Raw genomic sequence first — 13,133 nt, 5'->3', positions numbered from 1 at the left:
ACGTCATTTAAATAGGGATAATGGCGGGTGTTTATAAACAACTGCAACCCTGGGTTTTGAGAACCCTCTGGCTTAAATTCAGATAGAGTCCGTCGATGCCTCTATCAATCATTAGTTGAAGAATGAATCGTTCGCTGTTTGTTTCCCTGGATGGGCCCAAGGGCACCGGCAAAACCACGCTGTTGGAAGCCGTTACGAAAGCCCTGAGGGCAGGCAATAACAAGGTGATCCGGCTTTGCGAGAGAAAAAGCGATCCCTATCGGGGTGAAACAATGGCCCTCGTTAACCAGTTCGTCAGAAACCCCACCCGGGATCTGGAACTTCAGGTTTGCGAGCGCTTTGCTGATAGCCGTGCCTGGATGTCCGAACATGTGCTCGATAAACAGCCACCCGGCAGCATCGTGCTGATTGATCGCTGGTACCCCTCGGATGCCGCGTTTCGCCGGATAGTCCCCTTTGCAGAAATTCTACAGCTCAACATTGATCGGAACGTGCGCGTGCCTGACTTGCATGTCGGGGTTGTCACCGCCCCGGATATTTCGTGGGCGAGGGCCGCAGCACGACGGCGTGGGCTGAGCAGTACGGTGATCCATACGCTGGAGGAACAGGTCGCGTGTACGCAGGCGTTCGAGCGAGCGGTTGCTGAGCAAGGCTGGGTTTTATGCCGTAATGAAGGCACGATCGACGACGCAACACTGCAGGTGGTTGCTGAGATTTATAGCCTGCTTTAAAGCTGCGGGTCCTGGCCGGAGCGGTGCAACGCCGCTGCCGTGACCCGTGCCGGTAAGGCGCTCCAAGCCCAATCCCAAACCCTTCACACCACCCCTGCATTCATTTCCTGTATTCGCCCTCAGAAAAAGGTTGAGAAATCACATCAAATGTTATTTAAATAACAGGATAATAGCGTCACGCCCGCCCTGGACGTGCTCGCAACAAAATGGGATGACCTTGTGAATGACAATTGAAGAGCGTTTGATGGAACAGGCAAAGCGTGCCGCCCAGAGCACGTACTCGCCTTACTCCCACTTTCCGGTTGGCGCGGCGTTGCTGACCGCCGACGGTGAAGTGGTACAGGGTTGCAACGTGGAGAACATCTCTTACGGGCTGACCAACTGTGCCGAGCGCAGCGCCTTGTTCAGCGCCATCAGCCAGGGCCATGCGCCCGGCAGTTTCACGGCGATGGCGGTTTATGCACCCAACGTTTCACTGATAAGCCCTTGCGGTGCCTGCCGCCAGGTGATGCTGGAGTTGATGGCCAAGGATGCAGTGGTGATTTGCCAGGGCAGTGACCCGGCCGCCACGCGTACCTGGACCCTGGCGCAATTGCTGCCGGGCGCCTTCGACGCTTTCTAATCCTGGGCAGGCCTTCGGGTCTGCGTCCGCTCGGTCCATTGTTGAGACGTCTGCATGATCAGTCTTGTCGGAATAGCGACCCTTATTGTCATTGCCATTGCTTTATCCCATCAGCGTCGCTCGATCAATTGGCGCACCGTTTCGGTGGCGTTTGTGATCCAGGTGTTGATCGGTGCTTTTGCGCTTTACGTGCCTTGGGGCCAGACGGTGCTGGCTTCGCTGTCGGGGGCGGTGGCCTCGCTGCAGCTGTACGCGAACAAAGGCATCGAGTTTCTGTTCGGCGGCCTGAGTTCGCCGCATATGTTTGAAGTGTTCGGCAGTGGCGGGTTTGTATTCGCCATTCGAGTGTTGCCGATGATCGTGTTCTTCGGCAGCTTTATCTCGGTGCTGTATTACATCGGCGTGATGGGCTGGATCATCCGGCTGGTGGGCGGCGCCTTGCGCCTGTTGCTGGGTACCAGCCGTATCGAGTCGATGGTGGTGACGTCGGCGATTTTCATCGGCCAGTCGGAGGTGCCGCTGGTGGTGCGGCCGTTCATTGCCAAGCTGACACGCTCTGAGTTGTTCGCGGTGATGGTCGGCGGTTTCGCGGCGGTGGCAGGCTCGGTGCTGTTGGGCTATGCCGGGCTTGGGGTGGAACTCAAGTACCTGATCGCCGCGTGTTTCATGTCGGCGCCGGGGGCCTTGTTGATGGCCAAGCTGATGGAACCGGAAACCGAACCAGCGCGCACTGAACAGGTGATCGAGGAACTGGGGCAGGCTGAGAACCGCCCCACCAATATCATCGACGCCGCCGCCGAGGGCGCCCAGGTCGGCTTGCGCCTGGCCTTGTCCGTCGGTGCGATGCTGCTGGCGTTTATCGCGTTGATCGCGCTGTTCAACGGGCTATTGGGCTGGGCCGGCAATTGGTTTGGCTACCCGCAATTGACCTTGCAACTGGTCCTCGGGCACGTGCTGGCGCCCATCGCTTTTCTGCTCGGGGTGCCGTGGCATGAGGCGGTCCTGGCCGGTGGTTTTATCGGTGAAAAACTGGTGCTCAACGAGTTCGTCGCCTATGCCGACCTGGCTAACTACCTGACCCCGGCCAAGGCCGCCGAAGCCGGTGTGCCGCTGTTGTCTGTGCACACCCAGGTGATCGTGACCTTTGCCCTGTGTGGCTTTGCCAACCTTTCTTCGATTGCCATCCAGCTGGGCGGCTTGACCGGTATCGCCCCGCAACGGCGCCAGGAGCTGGCGCGGCTGGGCTTGCGCGCCATGATCGGGGGCACGCTTTCCAACCTGATGAGTGCGGCGATTGTCGGCTTTTTCATTTCGCTGTAAGGAGTACGGTATGTGGTTGCCACAAGAAGTGATTCGGCGTAAACGCGACGGGCACGCCCTGGCCGCGATCGACATTCAACGCTTTGTCGCCGGCATTGCCGACGGCAGCCTCAGCGATGGCCAGGTGGCCGCGTTCGCCATGGCGGTGTTCATCAAGGGCATGGACGTGAGTGAGCGTCTGGCCTTGACCGAGGCCGTGCGCGATTCCGGCCAAGTGCTGAAGTGGGACCTGCCAGGGCCGGTCGTCGACAAGCATTCCACCGGTGGCGTCGGCGACATGATCAGCCTGCTGCTCGCGCCATTGCTGGCGGCCTGTGGCTGTTACGTGCCGATGATTTCCGGGCGCGGCCTCGGGCACACCGGCGGCACCCTGGATAAGCTCGAAAGCATCCCCGGCTACGACTGCCAACCCAGCCCCGAACGTTTGCACGCGGTGGTGGCCGAAGTCGGTTGCGCCATCATCGGCCAGACCGCCAACCTGGCACCGGCGGACAAGCGCTTGTATGTGATCCGCGATGTGACCGGGTCGGTGGAGTCGATTGATCTGATCACCGCGTCGATCCTCGGCAAGAAACTCGCCGCCGGCCTCGACGTCTTGATCATGGACGTGAAGACCGGCAACGGCGCCTTCATGGCCGAGCCGGAACAGGCGCGTGCGCTGGCCGCCAGCATCGTCGCGGTGGCCAACGGTGTGGGGGTCAACACCCGTGCGCTGATCACCGACATGAACCAGCCGCTGGCGCGCAGTGCCGGCAATGCCCTGGAGGTGGCCGAAGCCGTCGCGCTGCTCAAGGGCGAGGTGCGCAGTGAACGCCTGTGGGCGGTGACCTTGGCGCTGGCCAGTGAGGTACTGACGATGGCCGGCTTGGCGAACGACGACGCTCAAGCCCGCGACCAATTGCTGCAGGCCTGGCAGAGCGGGGCGGCCTTGCGGCGCTTCGAGCAAATGGTCAGCGCACTGGGCGGCCCGCAGGACTTTACCCGCGACCCCGAAGCGCATTTACCCAAGGCCGCCGTGTCGGTGCCGGTGTGGGCCGAGGAAGAAGGCTGCGTCAGCGAAATCGACACCCGCGCGGTGGGCTTGGCGGTGGTGGCATTGGGTGGCGGGCGCAGTCACCCGGACGATGTGCTGGACCTGTCCGTGGGTTTCAGCGATTTGGCCTTCGTCGGTGAACAGGTCAACGCGCAACGGCCGCTGGGTTGGGTGCACGCGCGCAACCTGGAGCAGGCCGGGCAGGGCGCAGCCGCCTTGCGCGCAGCCTATCGGTTAGGCGGAGCTGGCCTGGCCGCACGTGATTTGATTCAGGAAAAACTATGAGCAAGGCCATTGTGTTAGTCCTCGACTCGTTGGGCATCGGCGCCAGTGCCGACGCCGCTCTTTTTGGCGACACCGGCGCCGACACCTTGCGCCATATTGCCGAGGCGTGCGCCCGTGGCGAAGCCGATGGGCCGTTTCGAAAGGGAGCTTTGTCGTTACCAAACCTGGGCCGATTGGGCTTGGGGGCTGCCGCGGCGGCCAGTGGTGACGGCCCGTTGCCGGGGTACTGGGGCGACGCTGCACCGATCGGTGCCTACGGCCACGCGCGGGAGCAATCCTCCGGCAAAGACACGCCGTCCGGGCATTGGGAAATGATGGGCGTGCCGGTGTTGTTCGACTGGGGGTATTTCGAACAGCCAGTCGACTCCTTTCCGCCGCAGTTGCTCGCCGACCTGATTGAGCGGGCAGGGTTGCCGGGCATCCTGGGCAACTGCCACGCCTCGGGCACCACGGTGCTGGACGACTTGGGTGAGGCGCACATCCGCAGCCTGCAGCCGATTTGCTACACCTCGGCCGACAGCGTGATGCAGATCGCCGCCCATGAAAGCCACTTCGGGCTCGATGCGCTGTATCGAGTGTGTGAAATCGCGCGTGAATTGTGCGATGAATACACCGTCGGCAGGGTCATTGCCCGGCCGTTTAGCGGCGAGCACGCAGGCGAGTTCCGCCGCACCGGCAATCGCCGCGACTACACCGTGCCACCGCCGTCGGCGACGCTGCTTGATCGCCTCTGCGAAGCCGGCGGCAGCGTGCATGGGGTCGGCAAAATCGGCGATATCTTCGCTCACCGAGGCATCAGTCGGCTGTATAAGGCCGACGGCAACGACGCGCTGTTCGATGCCACGCTCAAGGCTTACCGGGAAGCGCCAGACAACAGCCTGGTGTTCGCCAACTTTGTCGACTTCGACATGCTCTACGGCCACCGCCGCGACCTGGCGGGCTACGCCGCCGCGTTGGAGGCTTTCGACCGCAGGCTGCCGGAATTACTCGCGTTGATGGACCCCCACACGTTGCTGATCATCAGTGCCGACCACGGTTGCGACCCGTCGCGGCCGGGCAGCGATCACACCCGTGAGCATGTGCCGGTGTTGGCCTATGGTGCTGGTATGACCGCAGGTTGGCTGGGCGAGCGGGGCAGCTTTGCTGATATTGGCCAGACGTTGGCGGCGCATTTGGGGTTGGGGCCGTTGGTGTGGGGCGAGTCGTTTTTGTTGGGGAAGCATCACTAAAGAAGGCGATCAACCGTTCAGATGCTTATCGAAATATGTTCATAACCTTCGTTTCTCCCACAGCTTTGCGCAACTCCCTCTAACGCTCTAAATACCGTGCACGCTCGCCTGCGCTGCCGCTAGGAAATTTCCTACATGTTGCAGAGATAAATCCTTCGCAGTCGGTGATGTGAAGCCGCCAGAATTTTGACTTGAAGTCATTAGCGAGTAATGGGCGAGATGTGCACACCCAGCGTTCTGGTTTTAGATGATCAATCGTTTCAGCGCGAAATGTTGGTGAAGGCGCTCCAGCATGTGGGCGTCAACGACATTCTGCAGGCGGGCGACAGCGAATGGGCGATGGCGCAGGTAAGCCGCGAAGGCGGCGTTGATATCGTGATTTGTAACCTGAGCAACACCGCCGTGAACTGGATGGAAGTTTTGACCCGGATCGGCGAAAGCGGATTGGCGCGTGCAGTTGCACTGTGCAGCGAATTGAAGCCGGAACTGCGCCGTGCAGTCGAACAGATGACCTGTCTCTCGGGGCTGAAAATGCTCGGTGTCGTGGGCAAACGCACCCAGTTGTATACGTTGCATCAAATCCTTGAGCGCTACTCCCGCCAGCAGTTGGCACCAGACACCGAGTCGGCACCCCACGCCAGGCTCCCGAGTGAGGAGGACGTACGGCGGGGCCTGGTCCAGGGTGAGTTCAAGGCGTGGTTCCAACCCAAATTCGATTTGAATACGGCGGCGTTGGCGGGGGCTGAGGCGCTGGTACGCTGGCAGCATCCGGTCAGAGGGTTGTTGTTGCCCAGGCACTTTCTGGCCGCCGTGTTGGCTTACGACCTGATCGACGAAATGCTTGAACACATGCTCGAACAAGGGATGAGCTTGCTCAACACCTTGCGTCAATCCGGCCAAAGCCTGGAGCTGGCGTTCAATCTTCACGCGTCGCAACTGGCCCACAATGACCTGATCGAGCACATTGAGCAGCTGTTGAAACGTCACGACTTCCCGGGAGCGACGTTGTTGTTCGAGGTGGCGGAAAACGGCTTGCTGGATGTACCCCGCAGCACCCGTGAAAACCTGCGGCGCCTGCGCATGATGGGGTGCGGCCTGTCGATTGATGATTTCGGCATGGGCTTTTCATCGCTGACATTGCTCTGCCAACTGCCATTCAACCAGCTCAAGCTCGACGGCCAACTTGTTCGCGCCATCGAGGATCCGCGCACCCATGCGATGGTCACCAGCACCGTGGCCCTGGCCCGGGCGCTGAATATGAGCCTGGTGATCGAAGGCGTCGGTAGCCAGGTTATCCGCGACGGTCTGGTCGCGATGGGGTGTTCGTTCGGCCAGGGTTTCCACCTGGGGCGCCCGATGGAGGCCCAGCGGTTTCTGCGCTGGTTGCAGGCGCCTGACTCGCCCACGTGAACACGTCACTTTCCAGTCCTGAAATAGGCCGTTATAACAGCCTGATTATTCAGTGTAATCGGGCAGCATAAAGCACTGACTTTTTCTATACCTTTGTGATGCATGGACCGCTCATCACTGGTTGTTCCTGGGCGTATAGCTGTGAGGTTCCAAATGCATAAAGCACTGGTTGTAGACGATCATCCCTTTATTCGGGCGACGGTGAGGGTATTGCTCGAACGTGAGCATTTCGAGGTTATCGCTGAGGCTGACAATGGCGCCGATGCCGTGCAAATGGCGCGCAAGTACGAGCCGGAACTGATTCTGCTGGACATCGCCATGCCCAGCCTCGACGGCCTGGAAGTCATCAATCGGATCAGTGCGCTGAAACTCTCGAGCAAGATCCTGGTGTTGACCTCTCAGTCGGCGGCGTTTTATGCCATGCGCTGCATAAAGGCCGGCGCGGCCGGTTATATCTCGAAAACCGATGAATTGAGCGAGCTGAGCAAAGCGATCAAGGCGCTGATGGCCGGCTATACGTTTTTCCCCAACCTTGCAGGAAACTCTGTACGCCGCAGCGATATTGATTCCACCGAGCTGGAGATGATCCGTGGCCTGTCCGACCGTGAACTGATCATCTTGCAGCAACTGGCCAAAGGCATGAGCAACAAAGAAATCGGTGATGCCATGTTGTTGAGTAACAAGACTGTCAGCACTTACAAAACCCGCCTCATTGAAAAGCTCAATGTGAAGTCGGTGGTGTATCTGGCTGACTTTGCCAAGCGCAACAACCTGATCTAGATGAACACTCTCCTGCGTTGCGTTGGACTGGCCGCCTGTCTGCTCTGCCAGTTGGGGAATGTTTCGCCGGTACAGGCTGAAGTACAACCCCTTAACCTCTTGGGTCGCTCGAATGGCGAACACCCTTCGGTCATTCTGGATGAAGAAAACTGGCGCTGGTTGCGCGACAAGGGCTCACTGCGCCTGGGGGTATCGCTGCCGGACAACCCACCCTTGGGCATGATAAGCGGTGGCCAGGACTACGAGGGCATCACGGCTGATTATGCGGCGCTGCTGGCCAGCATGCTGCATATAAAGATCGAAGTGCTTCGTTATGATTCCCGAGCCGAGGCGATGCAGGCGCTTCGGGACGGGGAGCTGGAGCTGCTGGGCAACGTCAACAGCTTCGATGGGACCGATCCGGACCTGATACTTACCAACGCCTATGTACAGGCCCCGTCGGTGCTGGTGACGCGCAGTGGCACCAGCAAGGTGTTGGCGCCCGACCTGGCGGGCGACCGCCTTGCTATCGTTGATCAGGTTCTGCCGGCGGATGCGATCAACGCGAACTACCCCAAGGCTGCGCTGCAGCTTCACCCATCGGCGCAAAGCGCGCTTGGCGCGGTGGCCTTCAATCAGGCGGATGCTTATGTGGGCGATGCCGTCAGTACTCACTATCTGGTGGGCAAATACTTCCTCAATGAGGTCTACCTGACAACGTTGTCGGGCGTGTCTTCGCAGTTATCATTCGCGCTGAATCAACGCAACAGTCGGCTTTTGCGCATCATCAATGCTGCACTGGAGGCGATCCCAATCAGCGAGCGCATGACAATATTGCACCGCTGGGGAGCCGGGGACCTGAATGTGGCCGGCCCCGACCCGTTGCAGTTCACCGAAACCGAACAACGCTGGTTGCAAAAACATCCTCGCCTTACCGTGGCCGTCAACGACGGCCTTCCGCCTGTGTCCTTTTTTGATGGGCAAGGTGAGTTCCGCGGTATCGGCGCCGAAGTGCTGGCCAAGGTCAGCCAGCGTACCGGCCTGAAATTTGATGTCGTGCGCAGCAGCTCCATGGAAAAGCTGGTCGATCAGCTGCGATCCGGCAGTGCGGATCTGATCGTCGCCTTCACCCCAAGCACCGCCCGTGAAGGGGAGCTGCGGTTCACCCGGCCTTACCTGACGAGCCCGTTTGTGCTGATCACGCAGGACCGGCCCGACCAACCGCAATCCCTGGAAGGCATGGTGGGCAAACGCCTGGCGATGCGGCGTGGCAATGCATTGCAGGATTACATTCGTGAGACATTCCCGGGCATCCAATTGATTGAGACCACCACCTCGGCCGAGGCATTGGCATTGGTCGACAAAGGCGATGCGGACGGGGCGCTCAATTCGCTGCTCAACGGGCGTTACATGATTCTGCGTCAGTACCGCGATCGTCTGCGGGTGGCCGGCCTTGTCGGCCCGCTGCTGGCAACCACCGGGTTCGCCACCGAGCGCGGGGCGCTGGAGTTGTACTCGATTCTGGACAAGGTCCTGCAAAGCATTCCGCCAGAGGAACTGGATGAACTGACCAGACGCTGGCGCCACGACGTGGTGATCGATAACGACAGTTGGTTGCAGTATCGTTCGGCGGTCATCCAGGGCTTTGCCGTCTCCGCGTTGTTGTTGATGCTGGCGCTGCTGTGGAACGTGCGTCTGCGCAAACTGGTGTCCACCCGCAAAAAGGCCGAACTGGCGCTCAATGACCAGATGGAATTCATGCGTGCCTTGATCGATGGCACGCCCCATCCGATTTACGTGCGCGACTGTGAAGGGCGACTGATCAGTTGCAACTGCGCCTACCTTGACGCGCTGGGCCTGCCGCGCGAAGCCGTGATGGGCCAGCGACTGACCGACAGCTCGGTGGTTGGCCGCGCGGATGCCGAGACGTTCCAGGCCGAGTACATCAAGGTCATGGAGAGCGGCACGCGATGGATTAAAGATCGCACCTACATCCACAGCGATGGCGTGGTGCACACGGTGTATCACTGGATGCTGCCGTATCACACCAGTGAAGGTGTGGTGATGGGCATTATTGCCGGCTGGATCGACATCAGCGACCGTCAACGCCTGTTGGATCAACTGCAGAGCGCCAAGCAAAGTGCGGACGACGCCAATCGGGCGAAAACCACCTTTCTGGCGACCATGAGCCATGAAATCCGCACGCCGATGAATGCCGTGATCGGCATGCTGGAACTGGCGATGAAGAAGGCTGATCAAGGCGTCATGGACCGCTTCGCCATCGAAGTGGCCTCAGGCGCGGCCCGCGGGCTGCTGGATCTGATCGGCGACATTCTGGACATTTCACGTATCGAGTCCGGCCGCCTGTCTCTGACTCCGGAGCGGGCCAGCCTGCGTGAGCTGGTCGAGTCGGTGGTGCGCATGTTCGAAGGCGTGGCGCGGCAGAAAGGGCTGCGACTGTTGCTGGATTTCGACATCAAGGCCAAGCGCGATGTGCTGATCGACCCGCTGCGTTTCAAACAGATACTGTCCAACTTGTTGAGTAACGCGATCAAGTTCACCGATGAAGGCGAGGTGCGCTTGTGCGTCCAGGCGCTACTGAGCGCATGCGGCGAGCGCCTGGCGATTGATGTTCAGGTCAAGGATACCGGCATCGGTATTTGCCCAGAGGATCAAGCGCTGTTGTTCAACCCGTTCGGCCAGGCCCGCAATAATCATCAGTCGGCGCGGGGTGGTTCGGGGTTGGGGCTGGTCATCAGCCGAACCTTGTGTGAAATGATGGACGGGCATTTGCACTTGACCAGTTTGCCGGGCAAGGGCACGCAGATTGATATCTGCCTCGATCTGATGATCCTGCAACCTGTGCCGGCTGCCGAGCGGCCGGCGGCTAAACTCCCGGACCAGATGAGCATGCTGAGCATTCTGGTGATCGACGATTATCCGGCCAACCGCTTGCTGCTCTCTCAGCAATTATCTTACCTGGGGCACAGCGTCAGCGACGCCGAAGACGGCGCCCATGGCCTGCGGGCCTGGCGAAATGGCCATTACGATGTGGTGATCACGGACTGCAACATGCCGGTCATGAACGGTTATGAGTTGACGCAGGCTATCCGTGACGAAGAACGCTCATCGGGGGCGCCGCCCTGTCTGATCTTCGGCCTTACCGCCAATGCTCAGCCAGAGGAAAAAGACCGCTGCCTGGCAGAAGGCATGGATGACTGCCTGTTTAAACCGATCAGCCTCAGTGACCTGAGTGCCCGACTCGCCTGCGTGGAGTATGGGGAGTCACCGATGAAGAGCGCCGTAAGCCCTGTTGTCGAGGGCGATATCAACCTTAGTAGCCTGCAGCAGTTGAACCGTGGCGATCAAACCGCGATCAGGAAGTTGCTCAGGAACCTTGCCAGCAGCAACGAAGAGGACATGTTGCGGCTTATCAAGCTGTTCGGCGCGCACGACCTTTCCGGCCTTTCCGAGCTCGCTCACCGGGTCAAGGGCGGCGCGCGGATTATCAAGGCCGGCGTACTGATTCAGTGTTGCGAGCAGTTGGAAGAGGTTTGCCGGGGAGATGACAATGCCGCGCTGACAGAAACCGTGGATGCGTTGCAACAAGCGATGGAGCGATTGGGGCATACGCTGGAACAAGAGATAGCTGATCCGCAAGCGGTCGAGAAGGGGGTCAGCGTCGACGTTGATTAGATGTCGGTCGCTACTCGGAAAATTCCTACATCTACAGCGAAGTTTCCTAAAGATACGTGCTGGCTCGGCCGGGACAATGGGCTCATTCCTTTCAACGTGAGCGGCGTCCATGCCCATGCTCCCTCTTCGCATTCTGGTGCTTGCCGACACGGCTTGCGGCGGCTCAAGGTTGGCCAACCGCCTGCGCCAAGCCGGCTGCCAGGAAGTCTTTGTGGCCACCCAGAGCCTGCACGCGCTTGCATTCCTCGAACAGAACGGTCCAGTGGATATCACGCTGTGCGATTTGCCTGTAGAGAGTGCCGGCGCTCGGGATCTTCTGCAGGCCGTGGACCGATCCGGGCTGACCGGGTCGATCATCATCAGCCGCACGCTGCCGGGCGATACGCGCAGTGTGCTGGGGCAACTGATTTCGCTGCTCGGCATGGCGCTGCTGGACGATGTCACCAAGCCTTTGCAACCTGGGGCATTACAAGCGTTGCTGGACCAACACTTGAACGAGCCTATCAGCGAATCGGGTGTGCTGCCTGTCGCACCGGCCACCGAGGAAGAGGTTCGTCGTGCGCTCGCCGGCCATCAACTGCACACCTACTTTCAGCCCAAGTTCAATTTGCAGACGGGTGAGGTATGCAGTGCTGAAGCGCTGGCGCGTTGGCACCATCCGTTCAAAGGGGTCTTGCCACCGGCGGTGTTCATGCCGGTTATCGAACGGTGCGGGTTGCTCAATGAGTTGCTGTTCCAACAGCTGGAAAACTGTTTGAGGCTACAGCGCCAGGCACTCAATCAGGGCTTTGACCTGAATGTCGCGCTCAATCTGCACGCGGGGCAACTGCTTAAACCGGAACTCACGGGCCAGATTCAGAGCGTGTTGGCGGCGCATGATCTACCGGGTTCGGGGCTGACCTTTGAGCTGACCGAAACGGGATTGCTCGAAGAACCGGCGATCAGCCTGGAAAGCCTGGTGCGTCTGCGAATGATGGGGTGCAGCCTGTCTATCGATGATTTCGGTGCGGGGTTTTCTTCGTTGCAGCGGCTGTGCCAGTTGCCGTTCAACGAAATCAAACTCGACGGCGAGTTCGTACGCGGGCTGGAAGATGAACCGCGTCGTCGCGCGGTAATCAGTAGCACGCTGGCCCTCGGCGAGGCGCTGGGCATGACGGTGGTGGTCGAAGGGATCGAAACCGAAGAACAACGCCAAGTGCTGCTGGAACTGGGGTGTAAGCAAGGGCAGGGCTACTTGTGCGCACGGCCGATGTCGGCCGCCAGTTTATTAAACTGGTTGGAACTTCAGCGAGGGATAACGGCAAGTTATTGAGCACTTCACTCAATGCACAACGCTTGAACTTATCCAGAAAACGCATAACGCCAACGAGCATTGATTAATGGCTCTTTGGCGTTTTTTATGCGTTTGAAGAAGGGGGTCATAGTAGCTGTCGGGAAATTTCCTACAAACAGCAGGAAGTTTCCTGACTTAATCCGTAGAGACAGTCGAGAAAATACGCTTACTTAATTCCATTGTGTTGCCTGCTCGTTACGTCAGCGAAGTTCGATTCTCGTCATTTGTGGATGGGATTCGATGTCTGTCGACGAGGTTCTGTATCCGCATCGAATTGAAAGCGGAAGTCATCACGCCATGGATGATACGGTCTTAGGAGGTTGGCTTCATGCCAATTCATAGATGAATAGAATTTTTTCGATAGTTTGGAACGCGTCAATGCGTTGCTGGGTAGTTACTTCGGAACTTGCCAGCAAAAAAACCAAAAGTGGTCCGTCGGGGGAGCGTAAACGAGGTTCAAAGGCGACTGGTGCGGTTAACGTTGCGCTGACTGCTTTCCTGCTGGGGGTAATTCACTCTGCGGTAGGTGCACTCGGACCATCCGCGGTTGAAGTAGGCACAGGATCCTTTGGGAGCAATGCGAGCGCGACGGGGAGTGCCGGTATCGCAGTGGGCAGCGCAAGCTTATCGACGGGTGGAAATGCGACTGCCATAGGTTTCCGATCTAATGCGGCAGGCTCAAACTCGATCGCTTTAGGTTCTGTGGCTAACTCTT

General features: G+C 59.2%; 9 protein-coding genes and 1 pseudogene. All 10 read left to right on the top strand.

The features are described from left to right. The first annotated feature begins 122 nt into the window (after positions 1-122). Positions 123-731: a dTMP kinase gene (locus HX783_RS24720; protein ID WP_159956532.1), complete on the top strand. Its 609-nt coding sequence runs from the start codon at positions 123-125 to the stop codon at positions 729-731. Between the two features lie 223 nt (positions 732-954). Then, positions 955-1,353 (top strand): cytidine deaminase, encoded by a 399-nt coding sequence (locus HX783_RS24715; protein WP_159956534.1) that lies wholly within the window; start codon positions 955-957, stop codon positions 1,351-1,353. Between the two features lie 54 nt (positions 1,354-1,407). Further along, positions 1,408-2,673, top strand: a complete 1,266-nt coding sequence (locus HX783_RS24710) for a NupC/NupG family nucleoside CNT transporter (RefSeq protein WP_159956535.1) — start codon at positions 1,408-1,410, stop codon at positions 2,671-2,673. 10 nt (positions 2,674-2,683) lie between these two features. Beyond that, positions 2,684-3,991 (top strand): thymidine phosphorylase, encoded by a 1,308-nt coding sequence (gene deoA, locus HX783_RS24705; RefSeq protein WP_177018589.1) that lies wholly within the window; start codon positions 2,684-2,686, stop codon positions 3,989-3,991. Beyond that, positions 3,988-5,220: a phosphopentomutase gene (locus tag HX783_RS24700; protein ID WP_177018588.1), complete on the top strand. Its 1,233-nt coding sequence runs from the start codon at positions 3,988-3,990 to the stop codon at positions 5,218-5,220. Before deoA ends, HX783_RS24700 begins: the two co-directional genes overlap by 4 nt. A gap of 270 nt (positions 5,221-5,490) precedes the next feature. Further along, a complete protein-coding gene (locus HX783_RS24695; protein WP_256347286.1) occupies positions 5,491-6,630 on the top strand; it encodes an EAL domain-containing protein in 1,140 nt (379 codons plus the stop codon). Between the two features lie 153 nt (positions 6,631-6,783). After that, entirely contained in the window at positions 6,784-7,410 is a 627-nt protein-coding gene (locus HX783_RS24690) for a response regulator transcription factor (RefSeq protein ID WP_123531890.1), read from the top strand. Further along, complete coding sequence (locus HX783_RS24685; RefSeq protein ID WP_177018586.1) at positions 7,411-11,085, top strand: transporter substrate-binding domain-containing protein; 3,675 nt, start codon at positions 7,411-7,413, stop codon at positions 11,083-11,085. Between the two features lie 115 nt (positions 11,086-11,200). Beyond that, positions 11,201-12,397, top strand: coding sequence for an EAL domain-containing protein (locus HX783_RS24680; protein WP_256347285.1), 1,197 nt, complete (start codon positions 11,201-11,203; stop codon positions 12,395-12,397). Positions 12,398-12,760: 363 nt separating this feature from the next. Continuing rightward, a pseudogene (locus HX783_RS30370) lies at positions 12,761-13,111 on the top strand (ESPR-type extended signal peptide-containing protein); the annotation flags it as partial. Positions 13,112-13,133: the final 22 nt, after the last annotated feature.

Source organism: Pseudomonas sp. D2002 (assembly GCF_013385735.1).
Taxonomy (GTDB): Bacteria; Pseudomonadota; Gammaproteobacteria; order Pseudomonadales; family Pseudomonadaceae; genus Aquipseudomonas.
The sequence above is the reverse complement of the archived record's forward strand: the minus strand, read 5'-3'. Positions and strand labels throughout refer to the sequence as shown.

What these genes read in the sequence shown, in the direction of transcription:
- HX783_RS24720 (WP_159956532.1), top strand. Translation starts at nt 123, where the DNA reads ATGAATCGTTCGCTGTTTGTTTCCCTGGATGGGCCCAAGGGCACCGGC.
- HX783_RS24715 (WP_159956534.1), top strand. Translation starts at nt 955, where the DNA reads ATGACAATTGAAGAGCGTTTGATGGAACAGGCAAAGCGTGCCGCCCAG.
- HX783_RS24710 (WP_159956535.1), top strand. Translation starts at nt 1,408, where the DNA reads ATGATCAGTCTTGTCGGAATAGCGACCCTTATTGTCATTGCCATTGCT.
- deoA (WP_177018589.1), top strand. Translation starts at nt 2,684, where the DNA reads ATGTGGTTGCCACAAGAAGTGATTCGGCGTAAACGCGACGGGCACGCC.
- HX783_RS24700 (WP_177018588.1), top strand. Translation starts at nt 3,988, where the DNA reads ATGAGCAAGGCCATTGTGTTAGTCCTCGACTCGTTGGGCATCGGCGCC.
- HX783_RS24695 (WP_256347286.1), top strand. Translation starts at nt 5,491, where the DNA reads ATGTTGGTGAAGGCGCTCCAGCATGTGGGCGTCAACGACATTCTGCAG.
- HX783_RS24690 (WP_123531890.1), top strand. Translation starts at nt 6,784, where the DNA reads ATGCATAAAGCACTGGTTGTAGACGATCATCCCTTTATTCGGGCGACG.
- HX783_RS24685 (WP_177018586.1), top strand. Translation starts at nt 7,411, where the DNA reads ATGAACACTCTCCTGCGTTGCGTTGGACTGGCCGCCTGTCTGCTCTGC.
- HX783_RS24680 (WP_256347285.1), top strand. Translation starts at nt 11,201, where the DNA reads ATGCTCCCTCTTCGCATTCTGGTGCTTGCCGACACGGCTTGCGGCGGC.